Here is a 23,107-nt window from a genome sequence, read left to right as displayed (position 1 = left end):
ATGATAGTACGTAATGATGAAGAACTGGAAGCACTAAAAGAAATCGGCAGGATTGTCGCGGAGATCCGGGACGAATTGAGAAAACAAACAAAACCGGGAGTCACGACCAAGGAACTCGATGAGATTGCAGGACGCATGTTTGAAGAAGCGGGTGCCCTTTCCGGACCTAAAGGAGAATATGATTTTCCGGGGTACACATGCATTTCAGTGAATGAAGAAGTAGCGCATGGCATCCCAGGCAGCCGGGTCATCAATGAAGGAGACCTGGTGAATGTGGATGTATCAGGTTCAAAAAACGGTTTTTATGCCGATACGGGAATCTCATTTGTGGTTGGTCAAGGAGAAGCCGTGTTAACAAAGCTTTGTGAGACGGCCATCAAATCATTTGAAGCTGGACTGCGTAAAGCCAAAGCAGGGTCAAAGCTCAATGGAATCGGGAAGGCCGTACACAATGAGGCAAGAAAGAATGGATTCACCGTCATCATGAACCTGACTGGTCACGGAGTGGGGAAATCCCTTCATGAGAAGCCGGATCATGTTCTGAATTATTTCGATCCATGGGATAACGCCCTTCTGAAGGAGGGGATGGTCCTTGCTTTTGAACCTTTCGTTTCTACCGAAGCACAAAACGTCATCGAAAAAGGGGATGGCTGGACCTATATCACTCCAGATGGAAGTAAAGTGGCACAGATCGAGCATACGATCGTCATTACCAAAGGTGAACCCATCATCCTGACCCAATTATAAAAACGAGCGATCCCGTTAGAAGCGGGATCGCTCTTTTCCTATTTATACGATTTTGGTTTTGCCGCATTCCTGGCATTTTCGGTAGAACTTCCCGTCTTCGACCCTTGATTTAAAGACGTTATTGCCACATTCGCAGCGACCGCTGTGTTCATCAGGTTCGTCTCTATATAAAACGATTTTCTCTTCAGACATGACCGGTTCCTCCTTACTTCCATTCGTTTTTATTCTAATATAAGCGGCTAAGATTGTTAAGCCTAACTCTTAATTCTATATTTTTCCATAAAATCCAATATGTACTTAGAAAACGCTCTCTATTACATTACTGAAATATTCTTGACTTATTATTATAAAGTTCCTGTTATTGAAATGAGATTTTACTATGTTAGTATGGTCACTGTTAGCTAATACAAACTCGCTAGCTACATAAGGAGGAATTTTTCATGAAACTAAAGAAATCGATCATTTCTGTAGCAGCTTTCACCACACTCGCGGTTGCCGGTGGTGCCAGCGCATCAGCACAAGATATCGATGTCAAAAAGGGAGATACGTTATGGGGAATAGCGAAGGAGTATGGTACATCTGTTGATCAACTCAAAAAATGGAATAACATTTCCAGCGACTATATTTACCCTGATCAAAAGCTGACGGTTTCTTCCAAAGAATACTACACAGTGAAATCAGGAGACACACTCTGGGGCATCTCCTCATACTATGGTCTTTCAGTAGAAAACCTTAAAAACTGGAATGCACTGGACAACGATCTAATCGTTCCGGGCCAAGAGCTCGTTATAAACTTTGAAGATAAATCACCTTCAGCCCCTGTAAATACTTCTGATGAGGCAGCACCTGCCCAAGAAAAAGCAGAGGTAGCTCCAGAAGCTGAAGCACCAAAGGCTGAAGAGCCTAAAGCAGAAGAGCCTAAAGCAGAAGAACCTGCCAAGGAAGCCTCAACTGAACCAGCTCAAGAAGAGAGCGTGGCAAAAGAACTTTCAGTCGAAGCCACTGCTTACACGGCTGATTGTGCCGGATGTTCAGGTGTTACGGCCACAGGTGTTAACCTGAAGGAAAACCCTGATCAAAAAGTAATCGCTGTTGATCCAAGCGTGATCCCACTGGGATCTAAAGTATACGTTGAAGGATACGGCTATGCGACTGCAGCTGATACAGGCGGTGCCATCAAAGGAAATAAAATTGACGTATTCATCCCTTCTGAAGACCAAGCAAGAGACTTCGGACGTAAAACAGTAACTGTAAAAGTACTAGACTAATAGGAATCGAATCAGAGAACCATCCAAATCATGGATGGTTCTTTCTTTTTATGGTACCCCGTTTTCCTCATTTATACTCTGTTTTATAACAATTACCATTATTACATCTCTGTCATCTAACTGTCATAGAGTTATAAACAGTTTGTCATGGAGATGAGGCATGACTATGTTACTATTTCCTCTGGTTGGTTCATTAGGACCACAACTAAGGAGGAATCACACATCTATGTTAAAAGCGATTATTTCCACATTTACCCTCGCTTCCATTTTCTCCATTGGATTTGCAGAAGTATCGGCCAAAGAAAATTCCAAGGAATTAGCCCTGGCTGATATCCAACATATAGATCAGGATAACTATTTCACAGATCTCGCTGAACGCCATGAGGATTCTGTTGATGAAGTCAAAGAGCGTAAATCACTCCTTAAAGAAGGCGTCCGGAGCGAACCTGTGATTAAAAAGGAAAAAAAACCTGCATCAAAGCCAAAAGCTGAGACCCAAGAAGAAAACATAGCGAAGACTGTAACAGTTAAAGCGACTGCTTACACTGCACATTGTGAAGGGTGCATCGGTATTACCAAAACGGGGGTTGACTTACTCGCAAACCCGAATGAAAGAGTCATCGCCGTTGACCCATCCGTCATTCCATTGGGATCAAAGGTTTATATCGAAGGATATGGTTATGCTAAAGCTGAAGACACCGGAGGCGCTATAAAGGGAAACCGGATCGATATCTATATGCAGCATGAAAAAGATGCGCTGGCATACGGAGTGAAAGAAGATATCAAAGTGAAGATAATTGAATGATCCGGGGGAGGATGCCTAAATGGCATTCTCCTTTATTTTGATTAAAATGACCCATGGCATCTTCAAAAGGAATGGTTTCATACAAAAACACTCATACTAATAGCGCAAAGCTCGACAACATTCGCTTAATCGTGGTTTATAGATGTCGAAAAACGGGAATGGGTAAGAAGTATCACTCCTTGTGTCAAAATTCACAAACAATAATCTGATTGATTGTTGATAAAGTGTCTTCATTTGAAATTGTCAACATCCTCTGATAGTGTTACATGGGAGTTTTTTGTACATACCAATTTAATCGAAAGGGAGAATTTTATGAAAAGAATTTCAAACGTATTTTGGATTACCCTGGCAATCGTAGTGGTTGCCGTGGGCTTCGGAGCCATTGCTCCAGACACATTTAAAACGGCAACAGCCAACGTGCAATCATTCATAACATCGAGTTTCGGCTGGTACTACCTGATACTAGTCAGCGTCATCGTCATTTTCTGCATTTTCCTCATCGTCAGCCCGATCGGTACCATCCGGCTTGGTAAACCTGATGACAGACCGGAGTACTCCAGGGGAACATGGTTTGCCATGCTGTTCAGCGCAGGGATGGGGATCGGACTCGTCTTCTGGGGGGCTGCTGAGCCACTTTCCCATTATATGACGCCTCCACTCGCTGAAGGAGGAACAGATCAAGCGATCAAAGAATCCCTTCGCTATACCTTCTTCCACTGGGGGATACATGCCTGGGGGATCTACGCCATCGTTGCACTGGCACTAGCGTACTTCAACTTCAGGAAAGATGAACCTGCGTTGATTTCTTCAACCCTCCGCCCGATACTCGGTGATAAGGTAAAGGGACCGATTGGTACCATCATCGACGTCCTTGCAGTATTTGCAACGGTTGTGGGTGTAGCTACAACACTTGGCTTTGGAGCAGCACAGATTAACGGAGGATTATCGTACCTATTCGGAATTCCGAATAATTTTACGGTCCAAACGATCATTGTAATTGTCGTTACCGTCCTGTTCATGATTTCAGCCTGGTCCGGTTTGAGTAAAGGAATCAAATATTTGTCGAACACCAATATGGTGCTTGCCGTCGCATTGCTGATCCTTGTTTTCGTAATGGGGCCTACATTACTTATCTTGAATCTGTTTACTGATACGCTTGGTTCCTATATGCAAAACATCGTCTCCATGAGCTTCAGGATAGCCCCGCTTAATCCGGAGCACAGGGAATGGATCAATGGATGGACGATTTTCTACTGGGCATGGTGGATCTCCTGGTCACCATTTGTCGGAATCTTCATCGCAAGGGTATCAAAAGGAAGGACGATCCGGGAATTCCTTATCGGAGTTCTGCTGCTACCATCCCTTGTCAGCTTCTTCTGGTTTGCCGTATTCGGAACTTCAGCCATCGATGTTCAACAAGCTGTCAGTAACGATATCTCCAAACTGAATACGGAAGAGGTCCTGTTTGCCGTCTTTAACGGAATGCCGGGGACAACGATCCTTGCTATCATCGCGATTGCTTTGATTGGTACATTCTTCATCACCTCTGCCGACTCTGCGACATTCGTTCTAGGTATGCAGACCACTTATGGATCCAACAACCCGCCGAACTATGTGAAGCTTACATGGGGTGTTGCTCAATCCATCGTCGCGCTTATCCTTTTGTACAGCGGTGGGCTTGATGCACTTCAAAATGCACTGATCATAGCCGCTCTTCCTTTCTCCGTGATCATCGCCCTGATGATGGCATCCCTGTATAAATCCTTGAACAGGGAAAAGAAAGAACTTGGTTTGTATATCAAGCCTAAGCCTAGAAAACCGAAGGAACCTAAACCGCACAAAGAAAAAAGGCGTAAGAAACATGAACATGCCGATGAGCCTAAAACTGAATCGTAATTTACAGAAAGGACATTCCGTCAAGGGATGTCCTTTTTTCTGGTCATTTGCCTCAATTTTCTTATCTTGCGGCAGGCAGAACCCTTGAATGACAAGGCTGAATAAATGACGGAAGAAAAAAACTGAAGATGATATTAACCTACAAGTTGTCCTCTACATACATTGATATCGTAGTAAGATACTTGGAGGTGACTGATGATGTACGGATACGGATACCCTGGTTATGGATATGGCTGCGGTGGCGGCGGCGGATACGCTGGAGGCTTTGCGTTAATCGTAGTATTATTCATCCTATTAATTATCGTTGGAGCAGCATTTGTTTGCTAATGAGATAACCTAAAAGGTGCCTGGGATCACCATTACAAAAAGATGACGGTGGTCCCGGGTTTTCTTTTTTGATTGTCATGTGCACTCTTCTGTATTAAGATACATGGAGGAGAACCGACAATCATTACATAAAGGATCAGTGATATGGCTAAACAAAAGAGAAAATCTAAAAAGAAGAGAAGAATTTCTATCCTTGTGATCCTGGCGATCCCATTGCTCATTCTTGGACTTTATACCGTTCTCTACTATGAATATCCGTACAAGCTGTCTTCGATCGTTCAAACGGATGTGCCTGAAGAGTACATGCCCATCTATAAAGCGGCCGAAAAAGAGTACGGAGTCCCATGGTATCTTCTTGCCGCTCATCATAAAGTCGAGACGAGATTTTCGACCATGAAGACATTGATATCTCCGGTAGGTGCCGAAGGTCATATGCAGTTCATGCCATGTACATGGGTAGGATGGTCCCATCCGAGCTGCTCGGGACTGGGGGAAGGGGATATTCCTGAAGAAGATAAAGTAAATCCTGATGTGATTGCAAAATACGGCGGCTATGGGGTCGATGCAAATGGAGACGGGAAAGCAGATCCGTTTGATATTGAAGATGCTATATTCAGTGCTGCCAACTTTCTAGCTAATAATGGTGCTGCCGACGGCGAAATAGAAAAAGCAGTATTAACCTACAATCAAAGTGACGAATATGTGAAAGACGTGATGTATTACGCAGATCTATTCCTTGAAAAGGAAGAAGAAGACGATAAAACTCCGATGTAAAAGGCCCTTTGGGCTTTTTTTCGTCCTGGGTATTGATTGTTTGAATACGGAACATTCCGTCAAGAAAGGGGACCTCAATGAAGCAGACAGAAATCATAAGTGAATGGCAGGATGCCCTTGATATGGAGATCATTCAGATGAAGAAGAAGCAAAACAGTGGAATAAGGGTTGAGAATGGTCGATGTATCAAAAAGGAGGAAGGGAGCTATGTATATTGGTTCACCCTTCCTTATCCCCGTTCATTCCCAGAAAGCGGGTCCATTCAGATTGATTATCAGAATAAGAACCTCCAAGGGATCGTTATTTCATCGGAAGAAACCGAATGTATCATTGAACTGGATCAGTACTTGGGGGACATACTCGATTATGCCCGTCTAATTTATGAACCCTGGGAGCTGCTGGAGAAACTGTGGCAGCGCCTGGAAGACATCAAAGAAAGGCATGGTAAATCCTCCCGTGCAATCAGGACCATACAGCCCTCCGGAGTGACGCATCACCCGCCAGGTAAGCATCTTCTGCATGAAGCGTATGTAAGAAGCAAATACAATGATCTGACCTATATTTGGGGACCACCCGGTACGGGAAAGACCTATACGCTTGCCCGGGTGGCTGCTTACCATTATACAGAAGGCCAAAGGATTCTCATCCTGTCACACAGCAATGCAGCCGTTGATGTATTAATAGAAGAAATGCATCATTTTTTAACAGAAAATGATCGCTGGACCCCGGGTGAAGTCGTCCGTTACGGGCAAAATCGAAAATCACTCTCTGAAGAAGCCCGTGACGTCAGCTTGACACAGCTCCTCGAACTCCAGGACCCCAAGCTGTCAGAGGAACGGGGGAAGGTAGAAAAATATCGGATGAAGCTGAAGAAGAAACTGACAAAGAAATTCTCGAATTATGACTCAGAACGCTTGAGCCGGCTCGAGATGCATTATCAAAAAATCAAGGAAAAGCTGAAGAGGAGGGAGGGAACGGCACTAGAGGAAGCAAGCGTTGTCGGGACCACCCTATCCAAGGCCGCCATCGACTCTTTGATTTATGACAATGAGTATGACCTTGTCATCGTGGATGAAGCCAGCATGGCTTATATCCCTCAGCTCGCATTCGCGGCCACACTGGGCAAGAGAGTCATCATCTGTGGAGACTTCAAGCAACTCCCACCGATTTCCTCATCGTTTCATCCCCTTGTAAAGAAGTGGCTGAATGAAGATATCTTCCATCGTTCAGGTGTAGCAAAGGTGATCGAAGCAGGCGGTCACCACCCACAGCTCCTTCTCCTGCCCGAACAGCGCCGTATGCACCCGAGTATCTCCTCTTTTACCAACCGATATATTTATCATTCCAGGGTTTATGACCATCCTTCCGTAGCAGAGGCCAGGGCATCGATCGTCATGAAACGTCCGTTCAAGGGAGATGGTGGGATCTTGTTCGATGTTCCCCAGGTGTCTCAATGGGGCTTGACCCATAAAGGGTCGAGGTGGAATCCGATATCAGGTATCCTCTCAATTTCCCTTGCCGTTGAAGCCCTTCAGGATGGTGTGACCTCCCTAGGGATCGTTACACCTTACAGGGTGCAGGCTCAGTGGATCAAAACCCTTCTTGATGAAGGGATATCGAGGGACTGGGAAGGACCGGCACTTCAACTGTATGCCTCCACCGTTCACGGGTTTCAAGGATCAGAGAACGATATGATGATTTTTGATGTGGTGGATGGACCGAATCACGAACGTCCTGGCAGATTGCTGACGGGTAAATCGAGTGATCGACTGGTGAATGTAGCCGTAACCAGAGCAAGGGGCAAATTCATCCTGATGGGAGACCACCGTTTCATGAAGAGAAAGGGAGGCAAGTCCATGCCCCTCCGACAGCTGATCGACCATCTGGAATCTAGAGGAAGGAACACCACGTTTCAAGAAGTAGAGCCGGTTGCTACAAAACGAATCAAATGGTTTCCTTGGGGAGATCAAAAGAAATTTCTAAAGGACCTTGCATCTTCAAAAAATTCGATCCGCGTCTTGACAAGTAATCGACAAGACATCCCGCCTGACATCATGGCCCTCCTCCAGGCAGCAAGCCGGACAGTGGAGGTCACGTTCGAGGATCATGCGGGCGGGACGTCCCTGATCATCGATCAAAAGGTACTATGGATCAACCCGTTTGAGCAAGGGTCGTTTCCATTCCATCTGCGACTGTTCTCCAAAACCATATGTTCCCGATATATGGAATTGATCAAAGAATGAAAAACGATCAGGACATGGAGTCCTGATCGTTTTTACAATCAATGAAGTAGCGATCCTGCGTGCAAGATCCGGATTGTTTCTTGAAGATGATGATTTCGATGGAATGGTGCCCAAGTGTGTATGAAAGGGTATGGTGATCCAAAGAGAAAGGGAACGTCACCGACCTCTTGCACTCCCTATCCTTCAGATTGAGGATAATATGCAGAAGGTGATCCTCTTTCTTAATGATCACGGCTTCCGGATGTATGTGTTCAGTATCGACTTCCAGGATAAAGGATGCCGTCGATTCAAAGAACTCCAGGCGGAATTCCTTTTCATCAAGCTGGGCATTGGCAGGATCGAGGAACCATCCTTTCATATCCTCTTCCCAGCTTTCGAGGCGAAAATCCTCTTTTTCCTTTCCCATGTGACTACGACCCCCACTGATCTCTTTCAGCACAGTATATTCGCGGCTAAAAGAAAAGGTGAGGAATTAAAGACAAGCCGGTCAAGGACGACCGGCCTGCTTGTTACATATCGTGATGCTGGTTATGTTTTTGACGGGAGTGGTTCCGGTTTTTCACCTTATGGGACCCACTCAATGGTTTAGGCTGTCCGGATTGTTCGGGAGCATTTTTCCTGATGTCTTTCGGCGTGTGTTTTTCCATCTTTATGTGCCTCCTTGGTCCGAATGTTTATCTGTCGGTTAAAAGGGTAGTGTATTGGTGGGAAATCCCTTTTTATGATCGTTTTTCTTTTTTTGTTGTACTGTTTCTGCTTTTCTGTCAGCGGCTTATTGGACAGTTCTTCAATAACCTGTGCCTTTGCCTTGTGAATCTGCTGCATTCATGCCGCTAACCAAATGGTTGGTTTTTCTATTTCCCATGAAAACACCTTCCATATCATTAGAATGCCTCATGATGGGATCTTCTATAGGAGGGAAGAGCCACCATATTCACTTTTTCAGCATAATATTTCAAAGATGCTGACAAGTTGCGACAACGTGCAGACCCTTGATATGACAATGTTCTCTGCAGTAACCATCGCTAATGAAGGTTTTTGATAAGCAAAACTTATCAAAAACAATAACTTTATTGTTATTTACTTATGTAATCGCTTGTAATATGATAATTAGTGTGAGAAAAGTTTGACCATTTTTACAGCTTTTCTGCGTCAATGTACGCAAGCAGTCAGAGGGGGAACTAATAATGGCAAAGAATGATGTATTCAATGCACGCACTTCATTTGAGCTTGACGGAAAACGTTATCATTACTACCGTCTAAAAGCTCTTGAAGAAGCTGGCGTGACAAAAATCAACCGCTTACCTTACAGCGTCAAGGTACTACTCGAATCCGTCCTGCGTCAATACGACGGACGTGTCATCAATCAAGAGCATATTGAAAACTTAGCGAACTGGGGATCTTCCGAAGTAAAGGATGCGGAAGTTCCATTCAAACCATCACGTGTCATCCTTCAAGATTTCACGGGCGTACCGGCTGTTGTGGATCTTGCATCCCTTCGTAAAGCCATGGCTGACATCGGTGGGGATCCACAGAAGATCAATCCGGAAATCCCGGTTGACCTCGTCATCGACCACTCTGTCCAAGTGGATCAGTATGGTACAGCTACAGCACTGAAAGCGAACATGGACCTAGAATTCGAACGTAATACGGAGCGTTACCAGTTCTTGAGCTGGGCGCAAAAAGCATTTGAAAACTATCGTGCTGTTCCACCGGCAACGGGAATCGTCCATCAGGTCAACCTTGAGTACCTTGCAAGTGTTGTCCATGCCGTCGAAACAACAGAAGGCGACTTTGAAACGTATCCGGATACACTTGTAGGAACAGACTCCCATACCACCATGATCAACGGAATCGGTGTTCTTGGTTGGGGTGTAGGAGGAATCGAGGCAGAAGCAGGGATGCTTGGTCAGCCTTCATACTTCCCGATCCCTGAAGTCATCGGTGTCAAATTCACAGGTGAACTACCAAACGGCGCAACCGCTACAGACCTTGCCCTTAAAGTCACTCAGGTGCTCCGTCAAAAAGGGGTCGTCGGCAAATTCGTTGAGTTCTTCGGACCAGGAGTTGCGACACTGCCGCTTGCAGACCGCGCTACCATCGCCAATATGGCTCCCGAGTACGGTGCGACATGCGGATTCTTCCCGGTTGATTCAGAATCCCTTGATTACATGCGCTTAACCGGCCGTGATGAATCCCATATCTCCATGGTGGAGGAATACCTGAAGCAGAATGATATGTTCTTCACACCTGAAAAAGAAGAGCCTACTTACACCGATGTTGTTGAACTCGACTTGTCTACTGTAAGTGCAAACCTTTCAGGACCTAAGCGTCCTCAAGATTTGATCCCTCTTTGTGATATGAAAGAAGCATTCCATCACTCCGTAACGGCTAAAGAAGGCGTTCAAGGATTCGGTTTGGACCAAGCTGAATTCAACAAGACGGCCAAATATTCCACAGCTGACGGCAAGGATGTTGAAATGCCTACAGGTGCCATCGGAATCGCAGCCATTACATCATGTACGAACACATCCAACCCTTACGTTATGCTGGGAGCAGGACTTGTGGCAAAGAAAGCCGTTGAACTCGGCATGAATGTTCCTGATTACGTCAAGACTTCCCTTGCACCGGGATCAAAAGTCGTAACAGGATATCTACGGGATTCCGGCCTGCTTTCTTATCTTGAAGAAATCGGGTTCAACCTTGTCGGATATGGCTGTACGACCTGTATCGGTAACTCCGGTCCACTTCGTCCGGAAATCGAGAAGGCTGTATCGGATGCCGATCTGCTGTTGACATCCGTCTTGTCCGGAAACCGTAACTTCGAAGGGCGGATCCATCCGCTTGTAAAAGCAAACTACCTTGCTTCTCCACCACTCGTTGTGGCTTATGCGCTAGCAGGAACAGTGGATATCGATCTTGAGAAAGATTCACTTGGTAAAGATAAAGACGGTAACGATGTGTTCTTCAACGATATCTGGCCATCACAGGATGAAGTCAAAGACGTCGTGAAATCGACCGTTACTCCTGAGCTTTTCCGCAGGGAATATGAGCACGTATTCACTGAGAATGAGCGCTGGAATGAGATCAAGACTAGCAACGAGCCTCTTTACAGCTTTGATGAGAATTCTACGTACATCCAGAATCCATCATTCTTTACAGGTCTTGCTCCGACTCCTGAAGCGATCCAGGGACTTGACGGCCTCCGCGTCGTAGGTAAGTTCGGTGATTCTGTCACAACCGACCATATTTCACCGGCAGGGGCCATCGGCAAAGATACACCTGCAGGAAAATACCTTCGTGCCAATGGGGTAGAACCACGTGATTTCAACTCATACGGTTCACGTCGTGGAAACCACGAAGTCATGATGCGTGGAACATTTGCCAACATCCGTATCCGTAACCAGATCGCTCCTGGCACAGAAGGTGGTTTCACTACCTACTGGCCTGAAGAAGAGATCATGCCGATCTATGATGCATGCATGAAGTATCAGGAAGATGGCACAGGTCTTGCGATCCTTGCCGGTAAAGATTACGGTATGGGTTCTTCACGTGACTGGGCAGCAAAAGGTACGAACCTTCTTGGCATCAAGACGGTCATCGCTGAAAGCTACGAGCGTATCCACCGTTCAAACCTTGTCATGATGGGTGTGCTTCCTCTTCAATTCAAGCAGGGAGAAAGTGCTGAAACCCTTGGATTGACCGGTAAGGAAGCCATCTCCGTGAACATTACGGATGATGTCAAACCTCGAGATATCTTAACGGTAACAGCAGTCAAAGAAGATGGTACGAAGGTAGAATTTGACGTACTTGCTCGATTTGACTCTGATGTGGAAGTGGATTACTACCGTCACGGCGGTATCCTGCAAATGGTCCTTCGCGGCAAACTACAATCATAATATGAAAGCCCCCGTCTCGTACGGGGGCTTTTTGTATGCTCTTTTCCTCATATATGTGGACATGCCTGCATAACGTAAGAAGAGGATGTCCATGGAGGGGATTAAAGATGAAATCATTTTTCGGTTTATTACTCATTGCCCTATTGGTATACAGCCTATATGTTGAAAATCAATCTCGACCAACCGCCCTCTTGGCAGAACAACAGGGGTTCGACCAATTGGTCGATATAGAAGAAGGAGATCCGGGGGAGGTTCCCGTTGAGCATTATCCTGGACCGAATGTTGGGGACCAGGCGCTGGACTTTTCACTAAAAACGACAGCAGGCAAGACGGTCACTTTATCAGAATTACGGGGTAAAAAAGTGATCCTGAATTTCTGGGCCACATGGTGTCCACCTTGCAAGGATGAAATACCGATCTTTCAGGAATTCCATGATAAGAAGAACAAGGATGTGGTTATCATGGCAATCAACATTGACCCACAATACAACGTAAAGCAATATGAGAAAAACATGGGGATGACATTTCCCGTTTTACTCGATGAAGACGATAAAATCAATTCTGCCTACGATATTTTAACCGTACCAACGACATTCATTATTGATGAAAAAGGTGTGATCATTCATAAGAAGATCGGGGCCTTCACGTCTCTGGATGAATTGGAGAGAGCGGTGAACTGAACTTATCTTATGTTGTTTAAACAGTCTGATAATTGGCTATACTGTTTATACAACTTCCATTATGATAAGGCGGTGTACCATGAGAAGACCAAGGAAACGCAGCTTCACCGATTTAGTGAATGAAAATAAAAAGCAATTGATGCTTGATCCGGAAGCGATGAATGCCATCGAAGAACGGATCGATGCACGCTATGAAATCAAGCGTCCCTTAGACAGAGCCGAATGAACTTCGGCTTTTTTTTATGATTTTTTCTGGCAATAATTTCGCATGATCCGATTTGTGGGAATGGACAGACTAATGAGTAAGGAGGGGATATTCATGAGTAATCCGAAGCGCGACAGCAAACAGTTTGTTCCGAACCATATTGGTACCCAGCAGAGGGCTGCCGGAGGGAATAAAGGAAAACAGATGCAGGATACATCAGGGAAACATGCACAAGTGATTCAAACAAAAGGTGAATAATACTCAGAGGGGGACTTAGTATGAATCATCGTCCAGACGATCGACGAGACAATGCACAAAAGCTTCAAGGGATGGTCCAGAACACGCTGGAGAATATCGATAAAGCTGAAGAATCCATGGCTTTCACAGACAGCGAGGAACAGCTGGAATCCATTCGACAAAAGAATGAGAGACGGAAAGAAAGCATCGAAGCCTTCCGTCAAGAAATCAAGGATGAATCCCACACATGACCACAGCCACCCGGTGACAACGGGTGGCTTTCTTGTTAAGCACCACAATTCATTCCTTTCCCATGTTATGTTAAAATGGGGTGAACTGAAAAAAGAGGTGCTACTATGCAAATATCAGAAAAATCCATTGAAGTACGATATGCTGAAACGGATCAAATGGGTGTCGTCTATCACGCCAACTATTTGGTGTGGATGGAACTTGGCAGAACGAAAATAATTGAAGACTTGGGCTTTCAATATGTAGAAATGGAGCAGCAGGGAATCCTGTCTCCTGTTATCGACTTGAATGTCGCGTACAAGACACCTGTCCGTTACGGGGAAAGAGCATTGATCAAGACGTGGATCGAAGAATACGATGGCATACGCGTTACATACGGCTACGAAATCTATAACGGTGAAGGCAAACTCGCCCTGAGCGGTGAATCGAGACACGTGTGTGTCAAAAAAGATTCCTTCCGCCCCGTTTCCATACGGAAGACATTCCCGGAATGGCATGAAGCGTATGAGAAGGCGAAGAAAAAGGACTGAATGATATGGCCTTTGGTATCAACCGTACGGAGCTAAACCGATGGAAGAAGCAGGTGGCACAAGGGAAAATCGCGTTCCTGACACACTACTGGCTGGATTCCCGATTCCCGGATGCAAAAACCGTCACGAAAGCGGGATGTTCCGACCTGGATGCACTTATTCAATGGGGGAGGGGATATGGTTTGAAGCCTGAGTGGATTGATCATCGCCATAAAGGATACCCTCACTTTGACCTTCTTGGAGAGAAGCAGCTGCAGATACTCATGGCAGAGGGACTGGAGGATCACATTGACCGCTTCCATATCTCATAAGAGAAAAGGCTGACCATAATGGCCAGCCTTTTTTTCTTATGCTTTTTTATATTCGTAAGCAGGCTCTTCTCTGGAGGAATCAAATTCCACGAATAGGTCATGTCCGTCAAAAAACCACAGATCACGTTCTTCAACGAAGAAGGTCCGATCGGCCTTTTCCAACGTTTCTGCCGCTTCGATCGGCTCTTCCTTGCTGACACCTAGTGAGAAGCTGTCATGCAACGGGCTCGATCCTCCATAGCGTACATAAAAACGGACATACTCTCCTTCATCTACGAGCATTTCGTCTTTAAACCAGGCAAGTGCTTCATCTGATAGATGTATCTTCATCGATCGAGACTCCCTTCTTGATATGTATTCAACCTAAAGGTTCCTTCCCATTATAGCCTGAATGAAGCGAAACCACTAGTTATGCGCTCTTATGAACCTTTTTATTGAGCCATCCCATCGGTCATATGTGTAGTGATTTCCTTTGCCGAGTTTGAAATCAGTCCTTTTTTATGGGCCTCAGAAAGGGGGTGAAGACGATAGTTGGAATACCCCTGCTCGGACACATACGTCGGTTCGAAGTCGACTGAAGGATAAGAGAGAGTCACACGGCCATCCTGGATCGATTTATTCACCGTCACAGTGGCCATGCCCCCGATATCCTTGTAGTCATCTTTTTGTCCTGAAAGGAAATTCCCCAATGAATAAACGATGATGGCTTCACGGCCATCTTCTGTCTTCACTTTCTCAATGGGTTGTAGCACATGAGGATGGTGTCCAAAAATGACATCGACTCCATTTTCCGTCATGACTTTCCCTAATCGTTTCTGTTCTTCATTCGGGAACCGCTCATATTCATTTCCCCAGTGAAGGCTCATCACGACCATATCCACGTCAAGTTTCCTGGCTCTTTTAATTTCGTTGATCATGTTGTCTTCGTCGATGAGATTCACGAGATACTCTTTACCTGCAGGCACCGGGATGCCATTTGTTCCGTATGTATACGATAAGAGAGCAAATTTGATCCCATTGACATTGAATGTACGGATCGTATCCTGATCTTTCTGATTCTTAAATGTACCGACATAGGGCATGGACACTTTTTCATAATAATCGATGGCACTTAGAAGACCTTTTTCCCCGCGGTCAATGGAGTGATTGTTTGCCGTTGTTACAACATCCACCCCTACGTCCTGGAGTGTGTCGATGATTTCGTATGGACTGTTAAAGGACGGGTAAGTGGACAATCCGATCTTTGTACCGCCTGGTGTCGATTCCTGATTGGCAATCAGGAAATCAGGTGACTTGAGTATGTCTTTTACACCTGCAAACATGGGCGCAAAGTCGTACGAACCGTCTTTTTTCGCGTCTTCATACACCCGGTCATGCAGAAGGATATCCCCAATTCCTGCGATGGTGGCACTGGTTTCAATGGACTTATCTTTAACTTGCAACTCCCTGACTGCATGCTGATCAGAAGCGAGTCCACCTGTTTGTGTACCGGCATCATTGTACTGCATGCTCAAAAGACCTCCGACTGCAATCAGCAATAGAAAAGCAATCGCGAGCCCGATCATTTTTTTATTCACATTCATCATCCTTTTTGACTAGTTGACTTCACCCTATTTTACACAAAAAAGAAGGGAATAGGCGAAATTTTTTAAATTTATACAGGGTTCGACATGGAGGAGGAGGCAAACAAAAGAAAAAAGCCCTGAAATGGGCTTTTCGTTTGTACATCAAATCCATGTGACTTTCGGTTCGGTTTTATTTTTAATACGGACGATATTGCTTCGATGCCGGTAGATGACAAAGGCTGTAAGTATGCCTACGACGATGATGAGGGGAATGTCCCACACGATCAGCGTATAGATGAAGGCGAACACTCCTGCCAACATGGAGGAAAGCGATACGTATTTGCTAAAGTAAAGGCTGATGAAAAATACAGCCAGGAGGATGACAAACACCAGCGGGGCATATCCAAGCAGGACGCCTGCAGATGTGGCAACCGCTTTTCCTCCTCTGAAACCTGCAAAAACCGGGAACATATGTCCCACGACAGCTACGACTCCAGCAAGAAGCTGGTAGTCCTGAGTACTGGCGAAGAGTAACGGAATGAGCGTTGCGGCCGTTCCTTTAAGAATATCCATTGCGGTAACGGTCATCCCCGCTTTTTTACCCAGCACCCTGAAGGTATTGGTCCCGCCAAGATTTCCACTTCCATGTTCGCGTATATCTATTCCGTAAAAGGATTTTCCAATCCATAGTCCTGAGGGAATGGAGCCCAAAAGATAGGATAATACGAGTATAAGGGCTAAGATCATGTTCATTTCTCCTTTAATATAACTAATCCACTCTTATAGTAACATGTTTTACCTATTCATAGGGGAAAAATACTGTAAAAATTAGTACCTGTTCTTAAAAGTAGATAGTGAATCCTCTTTGTATAACATATGATCCATAGAGGCACAGTTATGTTAAAATGAATCGTTAGACTAGAAAATAGAAATGAAGGTGTCAACATGCAACTCGTCTTAGCCGCATTCCAATGGATGGCATTCATGATCGCAGGATCCATTGCCGCCCCCATTGCGATTGCCGACCTCTTCCAGCTGTCTCCTGCCGAGACGGCTGGTTTCATCCAGAGAACCATTTTTGTATTAGGTGCCGCAAGTCTGATTCAGGCGCTTATCGGGCATAGACTGCCGATTAATGAAGGACCCGCGGGTTTGTGGTGGGGTGTATTTACCATATATGCCGGATTCGCAGGAACGCTGTACGAGTCGCACAGTCAAGTGATGGGCGTTCTTCAAGGGGGGATGATTGTAAGCGGAATCATCTTTATTATCCTGTCGTTGACAGGTTTATTGAAAAAACTGACCTCTCTTTTCACCCCCACGATTACATTTGTCTACCTCATGCTCTTGATCCTGCAGCTGAGCGGATCATTCGTCAAGGGAATGTTTGGCATCCAGCATGAAGGGCAGCCGTTTGACTGGCTTGTTCTGCTCGGCAGCGCACTGACAATCCTCATCGCCCTCTATCTACAAGGGCATAAGGTTCAATGGCTCCAGAGATATTCGATCATCTTCGCCTTGATCGGCGGCTGGATCATCTTTGGTCTCTTAGGGCTGACCAAGACCACGTCTGTTTCGAGCAGCTGGTTCTCCCTTCCGGAGGTGTTTGCCTTCGGAAGACCGGTATTCGATTCGGGAATCATTGTAACAGCCATCTTCATCACCTTCCTGTTAACGACGAATATGATCGCTTCGATACGGGTCATGGAAGAAGTGATGAAAAAAAGCGGTAAGGAGGTACCGGTACGCTATACGCAAAGTGGTATTGCTGCGGGTATCAATCAGCTCCTCGGCGGAGGGTTCTCCGCGATCGGCTCTGTCCCGATCTCAGGTGCTGCAGGTTTCGTTGCTTCTACAAGGCTTTTCTCTACGCTTCCGTTTATCCTCGGAAGCATCATCATCGTCATCGCAAGCTTCGTACCGAAAGTGATGAATGTGTTCGCCAGTCTGCCGGCACCCGTCGGTTATGCGGTGACCACGGTCATCTTCATCAAGATGGTCGGCCTCGCCCTCGATGAATACAGAAAGGTCAAAGAAGTGGATCGCGTCCACTTCACAGCCGGAATCGCTTTGATCATCGGTGTAGGTGCCATGGGTGTTCCAGCCAGTGCTTTTGAAGGTCTTCCTGTCATCGCGGCATCAATTTTGAATAACGGGCTTATTCTCGGCACCATCGTAGCCATCATAACGGAACAGATTCTGATGAAAAAAAATACTTAACAAAATCAAAAGGAATTCAAGATTAGGGTGGAGAAATAAGGGAATAGTGATGTTTAAAGGAGGTTATCAACCATGGAGAATCCAAGTAGAGAAGAAATCGGTCGCATCCTGAAACGGTCGAGACGGATAGCCGTCATCGGACTGAGTGATAATCCCGCCAGGACCTCCTATACCGTCTCCCAGGCGATGCAGGCCAGCGGTTATGAAATCATCCCTGTCAACCCAACGATCGAGTCCGCTCTCGGGGTGAAGGCTGTCAGCAGTTTAAAAGACATCGAGGGTCCTGTCGATATCGTCAATGTCTTCAGACGTTCTGAATTCCTACCTGAAATTGCCCGCGAATTTGATGAGATCGATTCGCCGGTATTCTGGTCCCAGCTCGGTGTTGTGAATGAGGAGGCCTATTCCTTCCTCAAAGAAAAAGGGTATACGGTCATCATGGATCGTTGTATCAAAGTGGAACATGCCTTAACCAGATAGGATTTACAGGCAAGCGGCGAATGATGCCGCTTGTTTTTTCTGTGACATTTCTGCAGAAAAATGTTATCCGGGATTATGTAAATTCAGGGATTTTCATTTGCGAATTTCAAATATAACGCTAAAATAAAGCATAGTGGTTCACCATTTTACGGGTGAACGAACATGCGTTCTTATGATATAGTAGTACATAAACAAGTAAGTGAAAGTGTTGAAAGGGGAATGTTCGTGGCCAGTCAGAAAAAGACCATGGATTACAATGATGATGCCATTCAAGTATTAGAAGGCCTTGAAGCCGTAAGGAAACGGCCGGGGATGTACATCGGTTCGACTGATACAAGGGGACTTCATCATCTGGTATATGAAATCGTGGATAATTCGGTGGATGAGGCGTTGGCCGGTTTCGGAAACGAGATCATCGTCACCATACATAAAGATAATAGTATCTCCGTTCAAGATAAAGGGCGCGGGATGCCTACTGGAATGCACCGTTCTGGTAAACCGACTCCGGAGGTCATCCTGACGGTCCTTCACGCCGGAGGGAAATTCGGACAGGGCGGTTACAAGACGAGCGGAGGCCTTCATGGAGTCGGTGCATCCGTCGTCAATGCCCTATCAGAGTGGCTGACCGTCACCATTGAAAGGGATGGAACAAAGTATCAGCAGAAGTTCATCAACGGGGGGAAGCCTGAGACGACGCTTGAGAAGATCGGGACGACAAAAAAGACCGGAACAAAGATCCACTTCAAGCCCGATCCGACCATCTTCAGCACAACCACCTATAATTACGACACTCTTTGTGAGCGCCTCAGGGAATCAGCCTTCCTGCTTAAAGGGTTTAAAATCGAAATTATTGATGAACGACATGATCAAAAGGATGTATTCCATTATGAAAGCGGAATACAGGCGTTTGTGGAGTACTTGAATGAGGAGAAGGACAACCTTCATAAAGTCGCCTTTTTCGAAGGGGAGAACCATACAATCGAAGTTGAGTTCGCCTTCCAATTCAACGATGGCTTCTCAGAAAACATCCTCTCCTTCGTCAACAATGTCCGCACCAAGGACGGAGGAACACACGAAGCTGGAGCCAAAACGGCCATGACAAGGGTGTTCAATGAATACGCACGGAAAGCAGGCATCCTGAAAGACCGCGACAAAAATCTTGAAGGAACCGATATCCGGGAAGGACTTTCAAGCATCGTTTCCGTCCGTATACCGGAAGAACTCCTCCAGTTCGAAGGTCAGACGAAAGGGAAGCTAGGGACAAGTGAAGCACGTTCTGCAGTCGATGCCGTTGTGTCCGAGCATTTGCTCTATTTTCTAGAGGAGAATCCCGACACAAGCTCATTGCTGATCAAAAAATCCATCAAAGCCGCACAGGCGCGTGAAGCAGCACGAAAAGCAAGGGAAGAAGCAAGGAACGGGAAAAAGCGGAAGAGGTCCGAAACTGTATTATCCGGCAAATTGACGCCTGCACAATCCAGGAATCCTGAGCGGAATGAACTGTATCTAGTGGAGGGTGATTCCGCCGGTGGATCAGCAAAACAAGGTCGAGACAGGAAATTCCAGGCGATCCTTCCTCTAAGGGGAAAGGTAATCAATACGGAAAAAGCCAAGCTTGCCGACATCTTCAAGAACGAAGAAATCAACACGATCATTCATGCCATCGGCGGCGGAGTTGGCCCTGAGTTCAATGTGGATGATATCAACTACGATAAGATCGTGATCATGACGGATGCCGATACAGATGGTGCCCATATCCAAGTCCTCTTACTGACGTTCTTCTATCGCTATATGAAACCCCTTGTAGAAGCAGGAAAGGTGTATATCGCCCTTCCACCCCTCTATAAAGTGAGCAAAGGCGTAGGGAAGAAGGAAAAGATCGAGTATGCATGGACGGATGAAGAGCTGAAGGGCGCCGTCTCCAAAATCGGAAAAGGATATATGATCCAGCGCTACAAAGGACTGGGTGAAATGAATGCCGATCAGCTGTGGGAAACGACGATGGATCCCGAAACAAGGGCTCTCATTCGCGTGAAAATCGATGATGCTGCCAGAGCGGAACGCCGTGTCACCACGCTGATGGGCGATAAGGTCGAGCCACGGCGGAAGTGGATCGAAAGCAACGTTGCCTTCGGTCTTGAAGAAGAAGGAAGCATTCTTGAGAATGAGAACATCATGGTCGCAGAGGAGGGGCAATAATGACATCAGTGGAACGCTATCAAGATCTGCCTCTTGAAGAGGTCATCGGAGACCGCTTCGGTCGTTACAGTAAATACATCATCCAGGAACGCGCCCTGCCCGATGCGCGTGATGGATTGAAACCAGTTCAGCGCAGGATCCTTTACGCGATGTATGTGGACGGCAACACGCAGGAAAAAGGGTTCAGAAAATCGGCTAAAACGGTCGGTAATGTCATCGGTAACTACCATCCCCACGGAGATACATCGGTCTATGATGCCATGGTGAGGATGAGCCAGGAATGGAAAGTCCGGAAGTATCTTGTTGAAATGCACGGGAATAACGGGAGCATCGACGGCGATCCTCCCGCTGCCATGCGTTACACAGAAGCCAGACTTTCCGCCATTTCCATGGAACTTTTAAGGGATATCGACAAAAAGACTGTCGATTTCATCCCGAACTTTGATGACACCTCCGAAGAGCCCACCGTCCTTCCGTCCCGCTTCCCGAACCTGTTGGTGAATGGTTCGACAGGGATCTCGGCCGGGTATGCAACGGATATACCCCCGCATCATCTCGGAGAAGTGATCGATGCAGCCATCATGAGGATGGATTGTCCTGACAGTACGGTGGAAGAATTGATGACCGTCCTGAAAGGCCCTGATTTTCCGACAGGAGGGATCATCCAGGGCATCGACGGCATCAGGAAGGCGTACGAAACAGGCAAAGGAAAAATCGTCGTACGAGGTAAAGCGGAGATTGAAAGCATCCGCGGAAGCAAGCAGCAGATCGTCATTACGGAAATTCCATACGAAATCAACAAAGCCAATCTCGTCAAGAAAATGGATGAGTTCAGGGTCGACCGTAAAGTGGAAGGCATTGCCGAAGTGCGTGATGAAACGGACCGTCAGGGGCTTCGCATCGTGGTGGAACTTAAGAAAGATGCAGATGCCACGGGTGTACTGAATTACCTGTACAAAAACAGCGATCTACAGATTACTTATAACTTCAATATGGTGGCGATCTCGAATCGACGCCCTAAACTGATGGGACTCTGTCAGCTTCTCGATTCCTATATCGTCCATCAGAAAGAAGTCGTGACGAATCGGACGAAGTATGATCTGAATAAGGCAAAGGACCGCCAGCATATCGTAGAAGGACTGATGAAGGCACTGTCGATCCTGGATCAAGTGATTGCAACCATCCGTGCATCCAAGGATAAACGGGACGCCAAAAACAACCTGATCAGTGAATTCGCCTTCACGGAGGCCCAGTCAGAAGCCATCGTGAGCCTCCAGCTTTACAGGCTGACCAATACGGATATCACGGCGCTTCAAAAAGAAGCGGAAGAGCTTGATAAGCTGATCACAGAATTGAGTGCGATACTGGCAAGTGAGTCGAAACTCGCAAGTGTCATCAAGAAAGAACTGAAAGCAATCAAAAAGACGTTCGCCGATGACCGCCGTACCGTCATTGAAGATCAGATCGAAGAGCTTAAAATCAATCTCGAAGTATTGATTGCAAGTGAAGATGTCATGGTGACCGTCACCAGCGACGGGTACATCAAGCGGACAAGTCTCCGTTCCTACTCGGCATCCAACGGTCAGGACCTCGCCATGAAGGAAACCGACAGGCTCCTCGGCCAATACGAAATGAATACGACGGATGTCCTTCTCGTATTCACGAACAAAGGTAATTACGTTTACTGCCCGGTTCACGAACTGCCGGATATCCGCTGGAAGGACCTTGGCCAGCATATCGGTAATATCGTACCGATTGATAAGGACGAACAGGTCCTAAAAGCGGTACCGGTTAAAGAATTCGATCCATCCCTGTACCTCATGTTCATCACCAAAAACGGAATGGTGAAGAAAACAGAGATGCTGCAGTATAAGGCACAGCGCTATTCCCGTCCACTCGTCGCCATCAATCTAAAGGGGGACGATGAGCTCGTGGATGTACATGTTACGGATGGGTCACATGACCTCTTCCTTGCCACCAACAGCAGTTATGGACTCTGGTTTGCCGAAGAGGAAGTCAATACGGTCGGACCGCGTGCAGCGGGAGTGAAAGGAATCAACCTGAAAGATGATGATTTCGTCGTTTCAGGCAAGATCATCACAAATCCGGAGAAACAAGCGGTCGTACTCGCGACTCATCGCGGTGCCATCAAGAAGATGAAGCTCTCAGAGTTCGAAAAAACGGGCAGGGCCAAGCGCGGAGTCATCATGTTGAGGGAGCTCAAATCGAATCCTCACCGCGTATCTGGTGCTGAAATTGTTTCAGATAAACAAAGTGTCACTCTGCTCACCAGCAAAGGGAAGCTTGAAACGGTACAGGTATCATCAATCCGGTTCAACGATCGATACTCCAACGGCTCATTTGTCATTGATGAAGGAGACAGCGGGGCGGTAACCAAGCTGTGGGCCGAACCATTATCCGATCAAGAGTAGCAAAATAAAGCGAAATGAAAAAATCCACCCGGAGGGCGGC

24 protein-coding genes and 2 pseudogenes are annotated in these 23,107 nt (G+C 46.3%); 18 read left to right on the top strand and 8 right to left on the bottom strand.

Annotated elements, in window-relative coordinates:
• Positions 1–747, top strand: a complete 747-nt coding sequence (map, locus tag ACNA6I_RS05700; RefSeq protein WP_252264731.1) for a type I methionyl aminopeptidase — start codon at positions 1–3, stop codon at positions 745–747.
• A 42-nt stretch (positions 748–789) separates the two neighbouring features.
• On the opposite strand, the gene ACNA6I_RS05695 is transcribed toward map, so the two are convergent.
• Complete coding sequence (locus ACNA6I_RS05695; RefSeq protein ID WP_187427054.1) at positions 790–939, bottom strand: hypothetical protein; 150 nt, start codon at positions 937–939, stop codon at positions 790–792.
• Positions 940–1,187: 248 nt separating this feature from the next.
• Between ACNA6I_RS05695 and ACNA6I_RS05690 the strand changes: the two genes are divergently transcribed.
• From ACNA6I_RS05690 to ACNA6I_RS05665, 6 genes and pseudogenes are all read left to right on the top strand, one after another.
• Positions 1,188–2,015, top strand: a complete 828-nt coding sequence (locus ACNA6I_RS05690) for a 3D domain-containing protein (RefSeq protein WP_048012774.1) — start codon at positions 1,188–1,190, stop codon at positions 2,013–2,015.
• A 514-nt stretch (positions 2,016–2,529) separates the two neighbouring features.
• A pseudogene (locus ACNA6I_RS05685) lies at positions 2,530–2,820 on the top strand (3D domain-containing protein); the annotation flags it as partial.
• Between the two features lie 312 nt (positions 2,821–3,132).
• Complete coding sequence (locus tag ACNA6I_RS05680; protein ID WP_082139170.1) at positions 3,133–4,716, top strand: glycine betaine uptake BCCT transporter; 1,584 nt, start codon at positions 3,133–3,135, stop codon at positions 4,714–4,716.
• 246 nt (positions 4,717–4,962) lie between these two features.
• A pseudogene (locus tag ACNA6I_RS05675) lies at positions 4,963–5,043 on the top strand (YjcZ family sporulation protein); the annotation flags it as partial.
• A gap of 144 nt (positions 5,044–5,187) precedes the next feature.
• Positions 5,188–5,817 (top strand): lytic transglycosylase domain-containing protein, encoded by a 630-nt coding sequence (locus ACNA6I_RS05670; protein ID WP_048003647.1) that lies wholly within the window; start codon positions 5,188–5,190, stop codon positions 5,815–5,817.
• Positions 5,818–5,894: 77 nt separating this feature from the next.
• Positions 5,895–8,060 (top strand): DEAD/DEAH box helicase, encoded by a 2,166-nt coding sequence (locus tag ACNA6I_RS05665; protein WP_416313051.1) that lies wholly within the window; start codon positions 5,895–5,897, stop codon positions 8,058–8,060.
• Between the two features lie 7 nt (positions 8,061–8,067).
• Here the strand turns inward: ACNA6I_RS05665 and ACNA6I_RS05660 are convergent, their stop codons facing one another.
• The 4 genes from ACNA6I_RS05660 to ACNA6I_RS05645 form a co-directional block, all read right to left on the bottom strand.
• Positions 8,068–8,466, bottom strand: coding sequence for a hypothetical protein (locus ACNA6I_RS05660; protein ID WP_048003649.1), 399 nt, complete (start codon positions 8,464–8,466; stop codon positions 8,068–8,070).
• A gap of 103 nt (positions 8,467–8,569) precedes the next feature.
• Positions 8,570–8,707, bottom strand: a complete 138-nt coding sequence (locus tag ACNA6I_RS05655; protein ID WP_063191536.1) for a small acid-soluble spore protein P — start codon at positions 8,705–8,707, stop codon at positions 8,570–8,572.
• Entirely contained in the window at positions 8,646–8,885 is a 240-nt protein-coding gene (locus ACNA6I_RS05650) for a hypothetical protein (RefSeq protein ID WP_392398057.1), read from the bottom strand. Before ACNA6I_RS05650 ends, ACNA6I_RS05655 begins: the two co-directional genes overlap by 62 nt.
• Entirely contained in the window at positions 8,848–8,940 is a 93-nt protein-coding gene (locus ACNA6I_RS05645; RefSeq protein WP_414130693.1) for a hypothetical protein, read from the bottom strand. The genes ACNA6I_RS05650 and ACNA6I_RS05645 overlap by 38 nt, the downstream gene beginning before the upstream one ends.
• A 307-nt stretch (positions 8,941–9,247) precedes the next feature.
• On the opposite strand from ACNA6I_RS05645, the gene acnA reads away from it, so the two are divergent.
• From acnA to ACNA6I_RS05610, 7 genes are all read left to right on the top strand, one after another.
• Complete coding sequence (acnA, locus tag ACNA6I_RS05640) at positions 9,248–11,959, top strand: aconitate hydratase AcnA (RefSeq protein WP_416313050.1); 2,712 nt, start codon at positions 9,248–9,250, stop codon at positions 11,957–11,959.
• Between the two features lie 107 nt (positions 11,960–12,066).
• Positions 12,067–12,639, top strand: coding sequence for a peroxiredoxin family protein (locus tag ACNA6I_RS05635; protein WP_082139171.1), 573 nt, complete (start codon positions 12,067–12,069; stop codon positions 12,637–12,639).
• A gap of 79 nt (positions 12,640–12,718) precedes the next feature.
• Entirely contained in the window at positions 12,719–12,865 is a 147-nt protein-coding gene (locus ACNA6I_RS05630; RefSeq protein WP_082139172.1) for an FbpB family small basic protein, read from the top strand.
• Positions 12,866–12,958: 93 nt separating this feature from the next.
• The gene (locus ACNA6I_RS05625; RefSeq protein ID WP_048003651.1) at positions 12,959–13,102 is read left to right on the top strand and encodes an acid-soluble spore protein N; all 144 of its coding nucleotides are present in this window, start codon (positions 12,959–12,961) and stop codon (positions 13,100–13,102) included.
• A 20-nt stretch (positions 13,103–13,122) separates the two neighbouring features.
• A complete protein-coding gene (tlp, locus tag ACNA6I_RS05620; RefSeq protein ID WP_048003652.1) occupies positions 13,123–13,332 on the top strand; it encodes a small acid-soluble spore protein Tlp in 210 nt (69 codons plus the stop codon).
• Between the two features lie 105 nt (positions 13,333–13,437).
• Positions 13,438–13,860: an acyl-CoA thioesterase gene (locus ACNA6I_RS05615; protein ID WP_048003653.1), complete on the top strand. Its 423-nt coding sequence runs from the start codon at positions 13,438–13,440 to the stop codon at positions 13,858–13,860.
• A 5-nt stretch (positions 13,861–13,865) separates the two neighbouring features.
• Complete coding sequence (locus ACNA6I_RS05610; protein WP_048012776.1) at positions 13,866–14,171, top strand: hypothetical protein; 306 nt, start codon at positions 13,866–13,868, stop codon at positions 14,169–14,171.
• Positions 14,172–14,207: 36 nt separating this feature from the next.
• On the opposite strand, the gene ACNA6I_RS05605 is transcribed toward ACNA6I_RS05610, so the two are convergent.
• From ACNA6I_RS05605 to plsY, 3 genes are all read right to left on the bottom strand, one after another.
• Complete coding sequence (locus ACNA6I_RS05605; RefSeq protein WP_048003655.1) at positions 14,208–14,501, bottom strand: HesB/YadR/YfhF family protein; 294 nt, start codon at positions 14,499–14,501, stop codon at positions 14,208–14,210.
• A gap of 101 nt (positions 14,502–14,602) precedes the next feature.
• Positions 14,603–15,754, bottom strand: a complete 1,152-nt coding sequence (locus tag ACNA6I_RS05600; RefSeq protein WP_416313219.1) for a CapA family protein — start codon at positions 15,752–15,754, stop codon at positions 14,603–14,605.
• A gap of 144 nt (positions 15,755–15,898) precedes the next feature.
• Entirely contained in the window at positions 15,899–16,483 is a 585-nt protein-coding gene (plsY, locus tag ACNA6I_RS05595) for a glycerol-3-phosphate 1-O-acyltransferase PlsY (RefSeq protein ID WP_048003656.1), read from the bottom strand.
• Between the two features lie 198 nt (positions 16,484–16,681).
• Between plsY and ACNA6I_RS05590 the strand changes: the two genes are divergently transcribed.
• From ACNA6I_RS05590 to parC, 4 genes are all read left to right on the top strand, one after another.
• Complete coding sequence (locus ACNA6I_RS05590) at positions 16,682–17,956, top strand: purine/pyrimidine permease (protein ID WP_048012779.1); 1,275 nt, start codon at positions 16,682–16,684, stop codon at positions 17,954–17,956.
• A gap of 72 nt (positions 17,957–18,028) precedes the next feature.
• Positions 18,029–18,436 (top strand): CoA-binding protein, encoded by a 408-nt coding sequence (locus tag ACNA6I_RS05585; RefSeq protein ID WP_048003658.1) that lies wholly within the window; start codon positions 18,029–18,031, stop codon positions 18,434–18,436.
• Between the two features lie 225 nt (positions 18,437–18,661).
• Positions 18,662–20,635 carry a DNA topoisomerase IV subunit B gene (gene parE / locus ACNA6I_RS05580; protein ID WP_048003659.1) on the top strand — a complete coding sequence of 658 codons (1,974 nt, stop codon included), beginning with the start codon at positions 18,662–18,664 and terminating at the stop codon, positions 20,633–20,635.
• The gene (gene parC / locus ACNA6I_RS05575) at positions 20,635–23,067 is read left to right on the top strand and encodes a DNA topoisomerase IV subunit A (protein ID WP_416313049.1); all 2,433 of its coding nucleotides are present in this window, start codon (positions 20,635–20,637) and stop codon (positions 23,065–23,067) included. Before parE ends, parC begins: the two co-directional genes overlap by 1 nt.
• Positions 23,068–23,107 lie beyond the last annotated feature (40 nt).

It is taken from the genome of Rossellomorea sp. FS2 (genome assembly GCF_047915635.1).
Lineage (GTDB): Bacteria > Bacillota > Bacilli > Bacillales > Bacillaceae_B > Rossellomorea > Rossellomorea marisflavi_A.
The sequence above is the reverse complement of the archived record's forward strand: the minus strand, read 5'-3'. Positions and strand labels throughout refer to the sequence as shown.